Origin of the sequence: Streptomyces sp. NPDC005438 (assembly GCF_040606315.1) — a bacterium.
GTDB lineage: Bacteria > Actinomycetota > Actinomycetes > Streptomycetales > Streptomycetaceae > Streptomyces.
Map to the genome: position 1 here is coordinate 1 of NZ_JBEXEP010000013.1, position 14,213 is coordinate 14,213.

Annotated in this window: 13 protein-coding genes; 3 read left to right on the top strand and 10 right to left on the bottom strand. The window is 70.0% G+C overall.

Features of this window, described 5'->3' with window-relative positions; all coding sequences use genetic code 11:
* Nucleotides 1-97 precede the first annotated feature (97 nt).
* From prcA to arc, 5 genes are all read right to left on the bottom strand, one after another.
* On the bottom strand, nucleotides 98-877 hold the full coding sequence (gene prcA / locus ABZT14_RS23000) for a proteasome subunit alpha (protein ID WP_356305785.1): 780 nt from the start codon (nucleotides 875-877) through the stop codon (nucleotides 98-100).
* A 41-nt stretch (nucleotides 878-918) separates the two neighbouring features.
* A complete protein-coding gene (gene prcB / locus ABZT14_RS23005) occupies nucleotides 919-1,764 on the bottom strand; it encodes a proteasome subunit beta (protein ID WP_356305787.1) in 846 nt (281 codons plus the stop codon).
* Nucleotides 1,765-1,887: 123 nt separating this feature from the next.
* The gene (locus tag ABZT14_RS23010) at nucleotides 1,888-2,106 is read right to left on the bottom strand and encodes a ubiquitin-like protein Pup (RefSeq protein ID WP_356305789.1); all 219 of its coding nucleotides are present in this window, start codon (nucleotides 2,104-2,106) and stop codon (nucleotides 1,888-1,890) included.
* 163 nt (nucleotides 2,107-2,269) lie between these two features.
* Nucleotides 2,270-3,781 carry a depupylase/deamidase Dop gene (gene dop, locus ABZT14_RS23015; protein WP_356305791.1) on the bottom strand — a complete coding sequence of 504 codons (1,512 nt, stop codon included), beginning with the start codon at nucleotides 3,779-3,781 and terminating at the stop codon, nucleotides 2,270-2,272.
* A 205-nt stretch (nucleotides 3,782-3,986) separates the two neighbouring features.
* Nucleotides 3,987-5,750: a proteasome ATPase gene (gene arc / locus ABZT14_RS23020; protein WP_356305793.1), complete on the bottom strand. Its 1,764-nt coding sequence runs from the start codon at nucleotides 5,748-5,750 to the stop codon at nucleotides 3,987-3,989.
* Between the two features lie 290 nt (nucleotides 5,751-6,040).
* On the opposite strand from arc, the gene ABZT14_RS23025 reads away from it, so the two are divergent.
* On the top strand, nucleotides 6,041-6,367 hold the full coding sequence (locus ABZT14_RS23025) for a ferredoxin (protein WP_356305795.1): 327 nt from the start codon (nucleotides 6,041-6,043) through the stop codon (nucleotides 6,365-6,367).
* A gap of 93 nt (nucleotides 6,368-6,460) precedes the next feature.
* On the opposite strand, the gene ABZT14_RS23030 is transcribed toward ABZT14_RS23025, so the two are convergent.
* The 3 genes from ABZT14_RS23030 to ABZT14_RS23040 all read right to left on the bottom strand — a co-directional run bounded on the left by ABZT14_RS23030 (nucleotide 6,461) and on the right by ABZT14_RS23040 (nucleotide 9,403).
* Nucleotides 6,461-7,054 carry a hypothetical protein gene (locus ABZT14_RS23030; RefSeq protein WP_356305797.1) on the bottom strand — a complete coding sequence of 198 codons (594 nt, stop codon included), beginning with the start codon at nucleotides 7,052-7,054 and terminating at the stop codon, nucleotides 6,461-6,463.
* Nucleotides 7,055-7,241: 187 nt separating this feature from the next.
* Nucleotides 7,242-8,147: a tRNA (adenine-N1)-methyltransferase gene (locus ABZT14_RS23035; RefSeq protein WP_356305799.1), complete on the bottom strand. Its 906-nt coding sequence runs from the start codon at nucleotides 8,145-8,147 to the stop codon at nucleotides 7,242-7,244.
* Nucleotides 8,148-8,215: 68 nt separating this feature from the next.
* On the bottom strand, nucleotides 8,216-9,403 hold the full coding sequence (locus tag ABZT14_RS23040) for a site-2 protease family protein (protein ID WP_356305997.1): 1,188 nt from the start codon (nucleotides 9,401-9,403) through the stop codon (nucleotides 8,216-8,218).
* Nucleotides 9,404-9,609: 206 nt separating this feature from the next.
* On the opposite strand from ABZT14_RS23040, the gene ABZT14_RS23045 reads away from it, so the two are divergent.
* Together ABZT14_RS23045 and ABZT14_RS23050 are read left to right on the top strand one after the other, a co-directional pair.
* Nucleotides 9,610-10,599 carry a PD-(D/E)XK nuclease family protein gene (locus ABZT14_RS23045; protein WP_356305801.1) on the top strand — a complete coding sequence of 330 codons (990 nt, stop codon included), beginning with the start codon at nucleotides 9,610-9,612 and terminating at the stop codon, nucleotides 10,597-10,599.
* Nucleotides 10,600-10,690: 91 nt separating this feature from the next.
* Entirely contained in the window at nucleotides 10,691-11,365 is a 675-nt protein-coding gene (locus ABZT14_RS23050) for a response regulator transcription factor (protein WP_356305803.1), read from the top strand.
* 118 nt (nucleotides 11,366-11,483) lie between these two features.
* Here ABZT14_RS23050 and ABZT14_RS23055 read toward each other — a convergent pair whose 3' ends face one another.
* Nucleotides 11,484-13,079 (bottom strand): ABC transporter substrate-binding protein, encoded by a 1,596-nt coding sequence (locus tag ABZT14_RS23055; protein WP_356305805.1) that lies wholly within the window; start codon nucleotides 13,077-13,079, stop codon nucleotides 11,484-11,486.
* A gap of 355 nt (nucleotides 13,080-13,434) precedes the next feature.
* Nucleotides 13,435-14,133: an HAD family phosphatase gene (locus ABZT14_RS23060; protein WP_356305807.1), complete on the bottom strand. Its 699-nt coding sequence runs from the start codon at nucleotides 14,131-14,133 to the stop codon at nucleotides 13,435-13,437.
* Nucleotides 14,134-14,213: the final 80 nt, after the last annotated feature.

Below are 14,213 nucleotides of genomic sequence, written 5' to 3' on the forward strand. Positions count from 1 at the left end.
TCCCCGGCCCGGCGTCCGCCCGGGTGTCGCTATCTTCGGGGGGGTGGGTCCGGTCCCGTACGGGACCGGACCCACCCCCGAGGAGCGTGGCGAGCGGTCAGTCCTCCGAGTCGGAGCTGTCCGAGTCGCTGTTCGAGCCGGAGCCCTCCTGGTCGGAGTCCTGACTCCGGGCGGAGGCGCCCTCCTCCAGCAGTCGGCTCAGCTGACGGCCCAACACCCGCTTGAACTTGCGCTGTTGGGGGCGGGTGCGATCCAGGATCGCGACCTCCAGCTGTTCGGCGTCCAGGCTGCGTTCACTGCCGTTGCTGTCCCGGGTGAGGGAGTCCACGGCGAGCCGCAGCGCCTCACCGAGGGTCATGTCGTCCCGGTGGTGCTCCTCCAGGTAGTTGCCGATCTGGTCGGAGTTGCCACCGACCGCGACCGAGCCGTGCTCGTCCACGATGGAACCGTCGTGGGGAAGCCGGTAGATCTGGTCGTCCTCGGGGGCGGCGCCCACCTCCGCGACGATCAGCTCCACCTCGTACGGCTTCTCGGCGGCACTGGAGAAGATGGTGCCCAGGGTCTGGGCGTACACGTTGGCGAGGCCGCGAGCGGTGACGTCCTCACGGTCGTAGGTGTAACCCCGCAGGTCGGCGTAGCGCACCCCGCCGATACGGAGGTTCTCGAACTCGTTGTACTTACCGACCGCGGCGAAGGCGATGCGGTCGTAGATCTCGCTCACCTTGTGGAGCGCCCTGGAGGGGTTCTCCGCGACGAACAGGATGCCCTCGGTGTACTGCAGGACAACGACGCTACGGCCCCGCGCGATGCCCTTGCGGGCGTACTCCGCGCGGTCGGCCATCGCCTGCTGGGGCGAGACATAGAACGGCGTCGACACCGGCTACCGTCTCCCTTCCTTTTCTCAAAAAGCCCTGGGGTCTAGACGAGAGGTGCCTGTGGCCCGTTGGGCAACTGGAGACGGCCCTCGTGGACGTTGCGCGCGATCTCGGAGACCTCCGCCTCGGTGAGCTTGCGGAAGCCCTCCTCGTCGATGACCGAGACGATGGGGTAGATCCGCCGCGCCAGGTCGGGGCCACCGGTCGCGGAGTCGTCGTCGGCGGCGTCGTAGAGCGCCTGGACCACGGCGGTCGCCGCCTGCTGCTGGGTGAGGTCGTCACGGTGCAGCTTCTTCAGCGAGCCCCGGGCGAAGACCGAACCGGAGCCGACGGCCGCGAAGCCGAACTCCTCGCTGCGGCCACCGGTGACGTCGTAGGAGAAGATGCGGCCCTTCTCCCGCTCCAGGTCGTAACCGGCGAACAGCGGGATCACCGCCAGCCCCTGGAGGGCCATGCCGAGGTTGCCGCGGATCATCGTCGACAGGCGGTTCCCCTTGCCCTCCAGGGACAGCTGGGAGCCCTCGACCTTCTCGAAGTGCTCCAGCTCCAGCTGGAAGAGCTTGACCATCTCCACCGCCAAGCCCGCGGTGCCCGCAATGCCCACGGCGGAGTGCTCGTCGGCGGGGAAGACCTTCTCGATGTCGCGCTGGGCGATGACGTTGCCCATGGTCGCCCTGCGGTCACCGGCCAGCACCACACCGCCCGGATAGGTGGCCGCGACGATGGTGGTGCCGTGCGGCACCTGGATCGCCCCTTCCACCGGCGGCAGTTGGCGGTTTCCCGGCAGGAGAGAGGGGGCGTGACCGGAGAGGAAGTCCATGAACGAAGAAGAACCAGGCGTCAGGAAAGCAGCCGGCAGACGCCCTGTGTCACGAGTGTTTGCTTCCACACGTTTCCTTCCACCAGAACGTGAAGACAAGATCGTTGAAACTCTGCACGGACCCTACCCACAGCCGTGCCGCTCACCCGCTCCGCACCCCGGATTCCGGGGTGCGGAGCGGACCAAGAGCCCTTACTGTCCGCCCTTTTGGACAAAGGACCGGACGAAGTCCTCGGCGTTCTCCTCCAGAACGTCGTCGATCTCGTCCAGAACGGAGTCCACGTCGTCCGACAGGGCCTCCTGTCGCTCCTTGAGATCCTCGGAGACTTCGGCGTCCTGCGCCTGCTCCTCGACCTCCTCGGTGGAGCGTGTCGACTTCTGCTGTCCACCGCCGGTGTCCTTGGTCGCCATTTCCCTCACCCCGCTCGGTTCGACGTACAAGATCAGACCTTACAAGGAGGGGCCGACATCGGCCCCCCGTCTACGCCCGCCGCGGCACGCATCTCCATGATTCCCCGCTACCGGGGGTTCAGCCGCGTTCTTGGTCAACTCACCGGATACTCCCGGCCCAACCTCAGCCGCCGGAAAGCAGTTTCACCAGTTCCTCGGCCGTACGGCAGCGGTCCAGAATCGCCTTCACGTGCTGGCTGGTCCCCCGCAGCGGCTCCATGGTCGGGACCCGTTGCAGGCTGTCGCGGTCCGGCAGGTCGAAGATCACCGAGTCCCAGGAGGCCGCGGCGACCTCCTCCGCGTACTTCTCCAGGCAGCGGCCCCGGAAGTACGCCCGGGTGTCCTCCGGCGGCCTGGTGCGCGCATCGAGCACGTCCGACTCCTCCAGCAGGCGGGTCATCTTCCCGCGTGCCACCAGCCGGTTGTACAGGCCCTTGTCGTCGCGTACGTCCGCGTACTGGAGGTCCACCAGGTGGAGCCGGGGGGCGTCCCACTCCAGGTTGTCCCGGCGGCGGTACCCCTCCATCAGCTCCCGCTTGGCGACCCAGTCCAGCTCGCCGGAGAGGCTCATCGGGTCCCGCTCCAGGCGGCTGAGCACGTCCTCCCAGCGGCTGAGCACGTCGGCGGTCTGCTCGTCGACGTCACCGCCCCAGCGCTCCTCGACGTACTTGCGGGCCAGCTCGCAGTACTCCATCTGCAACTGGACCCCGGTGAGCGTACGGCCGCTGCGCAGGGTGATCAGCTGGCGCAGGCCCGGGTCGTGGGAGACCTCGTGCAGGGTGCGCACCGGCTGGTCGACGGCCAGATCCACGGCGATGAAGCCGTCCTCGATCATGGACAGCACCAGGGCCGTGGTGCCCAGCTTGAGGTAGGTGGAGATCTCGGAGAGGTTGGCATCCCCGATGATCACGTGGAGTCGGCGGTACTTGTCGGCGTCCGCGTGCGGTTCGTCCCGGGTGTTGATGATCGGCCGTTTCAGCGTGGTCTCCAGGCCGACCTCGACCTCGAAGTAGTCCGCGCGCTGGCTGAGCTGGAACCCGTGCTCGCCGCCGTCCTGACCCAGGCCGACCCGTCCGGCCCCGCAGACCACCTGCCGGGAGACGAAGAACGGGGTCAGGTGCCGCACGATGTCGGAGAACGGCGTCTCCCGCTTCATCAGGTAGTTCTCGTGGGTGCCGTAGGAGGCGCCCTTGTTGTCGGTGTTGTTCTTGTACAGGTGGATGGGGTGGGCACCGGGCACCTCGGCCGCCCGCTCGGCGGCCTCCCGCATGATCCGCTCCCCGGCCTTGTCCCACAGCACCGCGTCCAGCGGGTTGGTGACCTCCGGGGCGCTGTACTCGGGGTGCGCGTGGTCCACGTAGAGCCGGGCGCCGTTGGTGAGGATCACGTTGGCCAGCCCGATGTCCTCGTCCGTCAGCTGGCTGGCGTCGGCGGAATCACGGGCCAGGTCGAAGCCCCGGGCGTCCCGCAGGGGGTTCTCCTCCTCGAAGTCCCAGCGGGCCCGTCGGGCACGGTGCATGGCCGCCGCGTAGGCGTTGACCACCTGGGATGAGGTGAGCATGGCATTGGCATGGGGATGCCCTGGGACGGAGATCCCGTACTCCGTCTCGATGCCCATTACTCGCCGAACGGTCATGCGGCCCTCCTAGCCCGACGGTGCCGCCCCGACGGGGGCACCGCCCCAGTTCCGCTCCGCCTCCGGCCCGAGCCGCGTGGCGGCGCTGCTTCGGAGCCTAGACGGCCGCGCCTCCAAACGGGAGCTCACCGCCGTTCCTCCGGTGCCGGAAACGACCCGGCTGCGGGTGCCCGCCCGGGGCACCCGCAGCCGGTCGCGTCGTTCACTACAGGTACTGCCCGGTGTTCGCCACCGTGTCGATGGAGCGCCCGGTGTCAGCACCCTGCTTGCCAGTGACCAGGGTACGGATGAAGACGATCCGCTCGCCCTTCTTACCGGAGATGCGCGCCCAGTCGTCGGGGTTGGTGGTGTTGGGAAGGTCCTCGTTCTCCTTGAACTCGTCCACACAGGCGGCCAGCAGGTGGGAGACCCGCAGCCCCTTCTGGTCGTGGTCCAGGAAGTCCTTGATCGCCATCTTCTTGGCCCGGTCCACGATGTTCTGGATCATGGCGCCGGAGTTGAAGTCCTTGAAGTACAGGACCTCCTTGTCACCGTTGGCGTAGGTGACCTCCAGGAAGCGGTTCTCCTCGGTCTCCGCGTACATCTGCTCGACCACCGACTGGATCATGCCGGCGACGGCGGCCTCCGGGTCGTTCCGGTGCTCGCGCAGGTCGTCGACGTGAACCGGCAGCTTCGCGGTGAGGTACTTGGAGAAGATGTCCTTCGCCGCCTCCGCGTCGGGACGCTCGATCTTGATCTTCACGTCGAGTCGCCCCGGACGGAGGATCGCCGGGTCGATCATGTCCTCACGGTTGGAGGCGCCGATGACGATGACGTTCTCCAGGCCCTCCACACCGTCGATCTCGGACAGCAGCTGGGGGACGATGGTGTTCTCCACGTCCGAGCTGACGCCCGAGCCACGGGTGCGGAACAACGAGTCCATCTCGTCGAAGAACACGATCACCGGCGTGCCCTCGCTGGCCTTCTCCCTGGCCCGCTGGAAAACCAGGCGGATGTGCCGCTCGGTCTCACCGACGTACTTGTTGAGCAGCTCGGGACCCTTGATGTTGAGGAAGTAGCTCTTGCCCTGGGGGCGTCCGGTCACCTCGGCGACCTTCTTGGCCAGGGAGTTGGCCACCGCCTTGGCGATCAGCGTCTTGCCGCAACCGGGGGGTCCGTAGAGGAGTACGCCCTTGGGCGGGCGCAGCTCGTGTTCCTTGAACAGGTCCGGGTGAAGGTAGGGAAGCTCGACGGCGTCCCGGATCATCTCGATCTGGCCGCCCAGTCCACCGATCTTGGTGTAGTCGATGTCGGGGACCTCTTCGAGGACCAGTTCCTCGACCTCGCTCTTGGGGACCACCTCGTAGACGTAGCCCGAGCGGGGTTCCAGCAACAGGGCGTCCCCCGCTCTGAGGGTGGCCCTCATCAGCGGTTCGGCCAGCCGGACCACGCGCTCCTCGTCGGTGTGACCGATGACCAGCGCGCGTTCCCCGTCGTCCAGAACCTCCTTCAGGGTCACGATGTCGCCGGCGCGCTCGAACTCCATCGCGTCGACGATGTTGAGGGCCTCGTTGAGCATGACCTCCTGGCCACGCTCAAGCTTCTCCAGTTCGAGATTGGGGCTGACGTTGACCCGGAGTTTCCGGCCACCGGTGAAGATATCGGCGGTGCCGTCTTCGTTACTCTGCAGAAAGGCACCGAAACCAGAGGGCGGCTGAGCGAGCCGGTCCACCTCCTCCTTGAGGGCCACGATCTGGTCGCGTGCCTCACGGAGCGTGTTGGCGAGCCGTTCGTTCTGGGCCGAGACTCCGGCGAGATTGGTCTGAAGCTCAACGATTCGCTCTTCGAGCACGCGAGAATGCCGAGGAGAGTCAGCGAGCTTGCGGCGCAGGACGGCGATCTCCTGCTCAAGATGGGCGACCTGATCGGACGGGTCGGAGTCCCGACCGGCCTGGGCGCCGCGGTTGATGTCGTCGTCGTGGGCTGCCACGGTCCTCACCTCCTCCAGGGGGAGCTGGACGCTTTCAGACCCTACCTGTGCCGGTGCGGGTTGAAACCCCTAGATCACAAGACAGTGGATCTGTGTCCGATCTTTACCCTGTGTGCACCGTCACCTCTGGTGAATACCCACCCACCACCGTGGGGAAGCCGCCGGTTGTATCGTCAAAGGCGTCAACGCGCATGGCTGTTGACGCATTCCGGCACCGGAACCCGAACCGCCGCCCCGCGAGGCGTCACCGTGGCGGGAAGGGGGAAGGCAGTGACAGTGAGTGGACGACGATGAGCGAGCAGAACGCCAAGAGCGCCGACCAGGACACCGGCACCGAGCCGGACAAGGAGCTGGAGGTCTGGATCGACCAGGACCTGTGCACCGGTGACGGGATCTGCGCCCAGTACGCCCCCGAGGTCTTCGAGCTCGACATCGACGGCCTCGCCTACGTCAAGAGCGCCGACGACGAGCTGCTCCAGGACCCGGGTGCCACCACCAGGGTGCCGCTCCCCCTGCTGAGGGACGTGGCGGACTCCGCCAAGGAGTGCCCCGGCGACTGCATCCACGTGCGCAGGGTGGCCGACAAGACCGAGGTCTACGGGCCCGACGCACCCTGACCGGCCTGATCCACGGGCGCCGTCTCCCCCGGTGGGTCGGCGCCCTGTCGTGTGTGCCCCCGTACGAGTGGGGGTCCGGTGTGGCCCGCCGCCTCAGACGCTGCCGGCCACCGGTGCCGGCACCAGCACCAGGCGCTCGTTCCGCCACTTCCAGCTGACCCGCCGTTCCTGGTCGGGGCAGCAGCGGGGCACCGAGGGCGAGGAGTAGCCGAGGAGGGTGACGGACACCTTGTCGCCCCGCACCGCGAACCCCTTGGTGTTCATGCCCTCGGTGGGCTTCAACAGGGTCTCCACGATCCGGGGGTGCTGTTGCGGCTGGCCGGGGCGGGCGAGGACGTAGATCCCCTGCGGGGGGTTGCCGCCACCGGTGGCGCAGCGGACCACCGCGACCGTCTCGGCCCGGCCGTCCCGGTCGAAGTCGGCCTCTCCCCTGTCGACCACCTGCACCGACCGCCCGCTGACTCCCTCGCCCCGGCCGCAGTCCAACGGGTAGTGCGCGGTGCGGGGGTCGGGGCCCGGGCTCGACGCGGTCGGGCCCTTGCCGGCGCCGGACTGGCGGGCCTTGGCGTCGGAGGGTTGAAGGGACGCGGCCAGCCCGAGGACGGCGGCGACCGCCAGCAGCGTCCCCGCCCAGTGCGCCGGGCGGGAGCGGGTGTGCGGGAGGGACGGGCCGGCCGAGGGGTGCACGCGGTGAACTCCTGTGAGTACTGAGGCGATCAGCGGTGCCCCGCATCGTGCCACAGGTCACATCAGGGCGGAACGCCCGGGGCGGTACCGGCCCGAGGGCCGGCGAGCGGGCCCAACAGCCCCTGGATACCGGCTGGTTGAGCCTCGGCTTGGAGGGGGGCCGGGCCCCTGTCGGGGCCCGGCCGGATCACCGACCGCTGGAGCCGCTGGTGCTTCCCGGTCCGGTGTAGTCCTCGCCGTAGGCGCCCTTCGCGGGGCGGCGCCGGCGCAGCGGGGGCTCGACTCCGTCGGCCAGCCGGCGCGCGGTCAGCAGGAAGCCGGTGTGCCCGATCATGCGGTGGTCGGGGCGTACGGCCAGGCCCTCGATGTGCCAGTTGCGGACCATGGTCTCCCAGGCCGAGGGCTCGTTGAAGGTGCCGTGTTCGCGGATGGACTCCACGGTGCGGGCCAGCTGGGTGGTGGTCGCCACGTAGGCGCACAGGATGCCGCCGGGGACCAGCGCCTTGGAGACGGCCTCCAGGCACTCCCAGGGGGCGAGCATGTCCAGGATGACCCGGTCGACGTCGGCGTCGGCCAGGTTGTCCTGGAGGTCGCCCACGGTCAGCTGCCAGGCGGGGTGCGGTCCGCCGAAGTACCGTTCCACGTTCTGCTGGGCGATCTGCGCGAAGTCCGCGCGCCGCTCGTAGGAGTGCAGCATCCCCCCGTCTCCGACGGCACGGAGCAGGAAGCTGCTGAGCGAGCCGGAGCCCACTCCCGCCTCGACCACCCGGGCGCCGGGGAAGATGTCGGCCATCGCCAGGATCTGCCCCGCGTCCTTGGGGTAGACCACGGCGGCACCGCGGGGCATGGACAGGACGTAGTCGGGGAGCAGGGGGCGCAGCGCGAGGTACGCGACGTTTCCCGTGGTGCGGACGACACTTCCCTCGGGCTTGCCGATCAACTCGTCGTGGGGGAAGGCTCCCTTGTGGGTGTGGAAGCTCTTTCCCTCTTCGAGGGTGATCGTGTAGTGGCGGCCCTTGGGGTCGGTGAGCTGAACCTGGTCCCCGACCTGGAAGGGCCCGCGACGGCGGGCGGCACCGGTCGGTTCGGACATGGGGGCCACCCTAGTCGAGCGCGTGCCGTGGCCGTAATCGAGGTCCGGGCCGGCCAACGGCTCCCGGCTCAGTCGGGTTTGGCCATGGCGGCGACGAAGGCCCGTTCCACGTCGCCGGTGGACAGCACGCCGTAGATCTCGCCGGTGGGCTCCACCACCAGGTACTCGGTGGCCGGGGTGGCCCGCAGGTGGTTGAGGAGTTCCTCGCCGGCCAGTTCGGCCGGCACCCTCATGCCCTCGCGCAGGTCGTGGGCGAGGGTGCTCACGGCCACCCAGGGGCGGCGGTGTTCGGGTACGGAGACGATGGCCGTCTCGCGTACCAGGGACAGCGGGGCGCCTTCCCCGTCGACCACCACCAGGGCCCGGGCGCCGGCCTCGTTGGCGCGGCGCAGCGCCTCGGACAGGGGGGTGTCGGCGGACACCGGCACCGCACGGCGGGTGAGGGCGCGGGCGTGAAGTTCGGGGAGGCGCTCGCGCAGTCGGGCCATCCGCAGGCTGTTGCCGGCGCCGGTCCAGATGATGGCCGCCATGATCGCGGCCAGCAGCGCGTCGGTGAGCGAGTCCATTCCGCTGAGGCTGTCCTGGGACAGCCCGCCGGCGTGGGTGGCCAGCGGCAGCCCGACCAGTACCGCCAGGGCCAGTCCCCGGCCGGTCCAGGCGGCGGCGACCGTACCGGCCATGGGGCGTCCGGTGATCTTCCAGATCACCGCGCGCAGCATCCGCCCCCCGTCCAGGGGCAGTCCGGGCAGCAGGTTGAAGACCGCGACGATCAGGTTGGAGATCATCAGGCCGGCCAGCAGCACCCCGGGGACGGTGCCCGGGGTGACCACCAGCATCGCCAGGTAGAACACGCCGGCCAGCACCAGGGACAGCAACGGGCCGACGGCGGCGAGCACGAACTCCCGCCCCGGGGTGGGCGACTCCTTCTCGATCTCCGAGACGCCGCCGAAGAACTGCAACTGGATGCGGCGTACGGGGAGTTGGAAGCGGAGCGCGGCCACGGTGTGGGCCAGCTCGTGGACCAGCACCGAGGCGTAGAAGGCCACGGCGAAGAACAGGGCGATGGCGTACCGGGCGGCCCCCAGGTCGGGCAGCACACGGTCGAGTTGGCCGCCGAACACCCAGGTGATCAGGGCGGCCACCAGGAACCAGCTGGGCGCCACGTAGACCGGGACGCCGAAGGGCCGGCCCATGAGGATGCCCCCGCCGAGTCGGGTGCGCCGACGTCCGTCGTCCGGGTCACCGGGGGTGGGCACGCCCTGGTGGTCGGTCCGCGGGGTGGGGGTCGGCTCCCCCCGCTCGTCCCCGCCCTCGGGCCGCTCGTCCTTGTCCGCGTCTGCCACGGTTTCCCTTCTCGCTGCTGCCCCTGGTCGGACCGGGGAGTACCGATCATGAGGTGTCAGGGGGGTTCTCGTCGATGGTAGGTGCCGGACTGTCCGAACCGGCTCGTAGGGTCGTACCCATGACGAGCGCCGCCACCTCCGCCAAGCCCGCCAAACCGAACTCCCTGTCCCCCTCCCGGGCCAGCGACTTCATGCGGTGCCCGCTGCTGTACCGGTTCCGGGTCATCGACCGGCTGCCGGAGAAGCCCTCCGCCGCGGCCACCCGGGGGACGGTGGTGCACGCGGTGCTGGAGCGGCTGTTCGACCATCCGGCGGCCGAGCGTAGCGCGGGGCGGGCGAAGGCCCTGGTGCCCCGGGAGTGGGAGCGGCTGCTGACCCGGCGGCCGGAGCTGGCGGGGTTGTTCCGCGCCGAGGGAGCCGAGGGGGAGGCCCCGGGGGACGGCGAGGCGGCCTCGGCGGAGGGCGAGGGGCCGCTGGACGAGGCGGAGTTGGCCCGCTGGCTGTCCGAGGTGGAGCGGCTGGTGGAGCGGTGGTTCTCGCTGGAGGACCCCACGCGGCTGGAGCCCGCCGAGCGGGAACTGTCGGTGCAGGTGCAGCTGGAGTCCGGGCTGCGGCTGCGGGGGATCATCGACCGGGTGGACGTGGCGCCGGGCACCGGCGACGTGCGCATCGTCGACTACAAGACGGGCAAGGCGCCCAGGCCGGAGTTCTCGGCCGAGGCCCTGTTCCAGATGAAGTTCTACGCCCTGGTGCTGTGGCGGCTGCGCGGGGAGGTGCCCCGACGGCTCCAGCTGGTGTACCTGGGCAGTGGCGAGGTGCTGACCTACGACCCCGACGAGGGCGATCTGCGGGCCGTGGAACGGAAGTTGCTCGCCCTGTGGGAGGCCATCACCAAGGCCACCGAGACCGGCGAGTGGAAGCCGAAGCGGGGGCGGCTGTGCGGATGGTGCGACCACCAGGCGCACTGCCCGGAGTTCGGGGGCACTCCCCCGCCCTACCCCCTGGTGATCCAGCCCCGGCTGCCGGAGCCCGACCCCGCCCCGGCGGTTCCCGGGCCGGCCGGCGAGGCGGCGGTCCGGGACACGGCGGGGGCGGAGGACGCCCGGTGAGCGGGTGGGCCAGAATGGTCTGGCCCAGCTCCGCCGGCTGAGGCGGCTTCCGTACGGGGCCCTGTCCCGTGGCCGAACGAAGGAGTTCTCCGTGGCCATCCGCGTACTGCTCGTCGACGACCAGCCGCTGTTGCGTACGGGGTTTCGGATGATCCTGGAGGCGGAGCCCGACCTCGCGGTGGTCGGTGAGGCCGGGGACGGGCTCCAGGCGCTGGACCAGGTGCGGGCCCTCCAGCCGGACGTGGTGCTGATGGACATCCGTATGCCCCGCATGGACGGGGTGGAGGCCACCCGGAAGATCACCGGCCCGGAGCGGGACGGCCCGGTGCGGGTGCTGGTGCTGACCACCTTCGACCTGGACGAGTACGTGGTGGAGGCGCTCAAGGCCGGGGCGAGCGGCTTCCTGCTGAAGGACGCGCCGGCCCAGGAACTGGTGCAGGCGATCCGGGTGGTGTCCGAGGGCGAGGCGATGTTGGCGCCCAGCGTGACCCGCCGGCTGCTGGACAAGTACGCCGGCCAGCTGCCCTCCGGGCAGCAGGAGCCGGTGCCGGACACCCTGCACTCGCTGACCGAGCGCGAGGTGGAGGTGCTGAAGCTGGTGGCCCGGGGGCTGTCCAACTCCGAGATCGCGGCGGAGCTGTTCGTCAGCGAGACCACGGTGAAGACCCACGTGGGCCACGTGCTCACCAAGCTGGGACTCCGGGACCGGGTGCAGGCCGCCGTCTACGCCTACGAGAGCGGGCTGGTCCGCCCCGGACTGCGCTGAGGGGCGTCCGGGCGACGGGCACCCGCCTGGTCCGTGCCGGCCCGGGGCGGTGCGGCCCCGGGCCCGGGTGGCGGTGCGCCTCGGCCACCTTGGCCGACTCGGCCGCCGACGGGGGCGGTCACTCGTTCTTGGCCAGCTCCCACACCTGGAGCGTCGAGGAGGAGTTCATCGCCCACTCCACACCCAGCAGCCCGTTGCGGGCGGCGACGTACTGCTTGCCCTGCCACAGCGGCAGCAGCGGCACGTCCTTGGCCACGATGTCCTGGGCGCGGCCGAAGTCCTCCTCGGCGTTGACCCGTTCGGCCTGGCCCCGGGTCCGGGGGATCAGCCGGTCGCGGATCTCCTTGCTGTGGTACGCGGAGCTGAGGACGTTGCCCTTGTCGAAGAAGGGGGCGATGTAGTTGTCGGCGTCGGGGAAGTCCGGGTACCAGCCGAAGCCGTAGACCTCGTACTCCCCCTCCGCGGCGGCCGGCCGGAACTCCTTCCAGGCGGCTCCGCGCAGGGTGACCTTGAACAGTCCGCTGGAGTCCAACTGCTCGCGCAGCGAGGCGAACTCGCCCTCGGTGGCGGACCCGTAGTGGTCGGTGGTGTAGTGCAGGGTCAGCTTGACCGGCTCGGTGATGCCGGCCCGGCGCAGGGTCTTGCGGGCGTCCGCGACGGTGGGGTTCTCCCCGTACTCGTTGAAGAAGGAGTTGCGGTGCCCCAGCACGCCCGAGGGAACGATGGAGTACAGCGGTTCCACGGTGCGGGAGTAGACGTCGCGGACCAGCCGGTGACGGTCGACCACCTGGGCGATCGCCCGCCGTACGGCCGCTTTGCCGGTCTTCTCGCCCTCGGTGTCGAAGACCAGGTAGCGGATCTCCTGTCCGGTGGTCTCCGTCATCTTGACGTCGTCGTTGTCGCCCCGGTTCAGCCGCTTGATCTGCCGGGGCGTCAGGGAGCGGTTCATCAGGTCGATACGTCCCGCGCGCAGGGCCTTCTCCATCCGCTCGGCGGTGTCGAACATCCGCACCTCGACCCGCTCGTTGCGGACCTTCAGCCGGCCCTTGTAGCGGGGGTTGCGGGTGAAGACCGCCAGGCCCTCGCGCTGGTCGAAGGAGTCCAGCACGTAGGGGCCGGAGCCGGTCATCCGGTAGCCGCGGTGGAAGTCCCGCGCGGGATAGGTCTGTTCGTCCACGATGGCGGCCACGGGGGTGGCCAGCTTCTGCCCGAAGGTGGCGTCCGGCTTCTTCAGGTGGAACACCACCTCCCGGTCGTTCGGGGTCTCCACTCGGTCGATGTTCCCCAACAGGGAGGCCGGGCCGGCCGGATGGTCGATGGCCCGCACTCGCTCCACCGAGAACCGGACGTCCCGGGAGGTCAGTCGGTGGCCGTTGGAGAAGGTCAGGCCGGACCGCAGGAGGCAGCGGTACCGGGCGCTGCGCCGGTCGGTGAAGCCGCAGCTGCGGGCGGCGTCCGGTTTCAGCTCGGTCCCGGAGCGGGGCGGGCTGACCAGGGTCTGGAAGGTGTTGCGCATCATGTTCCAGGCACCGGCGTCGTAGGAGAGCGCCGGGTCGAAAGCGGCCGGCTCCCGCTTGGTGACGACGAACCGGTCGGTGGTGCCCACCACGATCGTGTCCCCGTCGGCGGCCTCTGACGCGCTGTCCTGACATCCGCTGAGCGTGGCGGCGAGCAGGGTGGCGGCGGCCGTCGTCGCCAGTGTGGTGCGGTGCATGGTGCGTGGATCTCCCTCTTCCGGCCACCCGAGGGAACATGGGTGGACCGGCGCAGACCCTAGTCGCCGGAGCAGCACGTTCCGTAAACACCCACCGCATTCACCGGCACCCCGTCCGACCTGGCCGGTCGGACCAACTCGCGTGTCACCAGGGGGAGTTGGGCCCCGGACGGCGGTCGGGTGCCACACGGACGGTGACCCCGGGCGACCATCGGAAACCCCGGAGTGAGAAACATCACCGGTGAGAGTCACCGATCCGACGGCGCCGGCCCGCCCCGGAACCCCCGCCGACCAGGCCACCCACGGGGCGGTCGGCCGGACCCCGCGACCTTCCGCCCAGGGCCCGGCCGAGGGGTCAGCTCCGCGTCACCAGGGACCGCAACATCCCGAGGTCGACCTCCTCCAGGGAGGAGACCACGGTGCGGCCACCGGACCGGTCGATGGGCGCCACCGAGGGCACGGCGACCACCTGGCATCCGGCCGCCTCGCCCGAGGTGACACCGGTGAGGGTGTCCTCCAGGACCACGCAGCGCCTCGGGTCGGCGCCCAGCACGGAGGCGGCCGTCAGGTAGGGGTCCGGGTGGGGTTTGGTGCGGCGCAGCTCGTCGCCGGCGACGGTGTGGGTGAAGTGCTCCCGTCCCAGGGACGTCAGCATCCGGTCGATCACCACCCGGTGGGAGGCGGACACCAGGGCGGTGGGCACCTGGTGCGCACGCAACTCGGTCAGCAGCCGCTGGGCCCCGGGCATCAGCTCCACGCCCCGGTCCAGCCGCTCCAGGAACCGTTCGTTGAGCCGTACGCTCAGCTCCTCCAGGGCGATGGAGGCCGAGGTGGCCTCCAGCAGGAACCCCGCGCTACGGGTCATCGGGCCACCGACGACGACCTGCCGCCACTCCTCCTCCAGCTGGTGGCCCAGCTCGGCGAACACCGACACCTCGGCGTCCCACCAGAAGTCCTCGGTGTTCACCAGGGTGCCGTCCATGTCGAGCAGCACCGCCTGGAGCGGGGGGCTCCCCGACAGCCGGGCACTTGAGGCCGGGATCGAACTGGTCATCCGCGCACACCTCCGAAGGGACGAAAAGGCCGGCTGTCTCCCCCAGACTCTGGAGGGACAACCGGCCGCACCGGACCGAC

Bases quoted from the DNA above. Each gene is read 5' to 3' on its own strand.
- ABZT14_RS23060 (WP_356305807.1), bottom strand. From the start codon at position 14,133: ATGACCAGTTCGATCCCGGCCTCAAGTGCCCGGCTGTCGGGGAGCCCC.
- dop (WP_356305791.1), bottom strand. From the start codon at position 3,781: ATGACCGTTCGGCGAGTAATGGGCATCGAGACGGAGTACGGGATCTCC.
- ABZT14_RS23035 (WP_356305799.1), bottom strand. From the start codon at position 8,147: ATGTCCGAACCGACCGGTGCCGCCCGCCGTCGCGGGCCCTTCCAGGTC.
- ABZT14_RS23055 (WP_356305805.1), bottom strand. From the start codon at position 13,079: ATGCACCGCACCACACTGGCGACGACGGCCGCCGCCACCCTGCTCGCC.
- ABZT14_RS23045 (WP_356305801.1), top strand. From the start codon at position 9,610: ATGACGAGCGCCGCCACCTCCGCCAAGCCCGCCAAACCGAACTCCCTG.
- ABZT14_RS23025 (WP_356305795.1), top strand. From the start codon at position 6,041: ATGAGCGAGCAGAACGCCAAGAGCGCCGACCAGGACACCGGCACCGAG.
- ABZT14_RS23010 (WP_356305789.1), bottom strand. From the start codon at position 2,106: ATGGCGACCAAGGACACCGGCGGTGGACAGCAGAAGTCGACACGCTCC.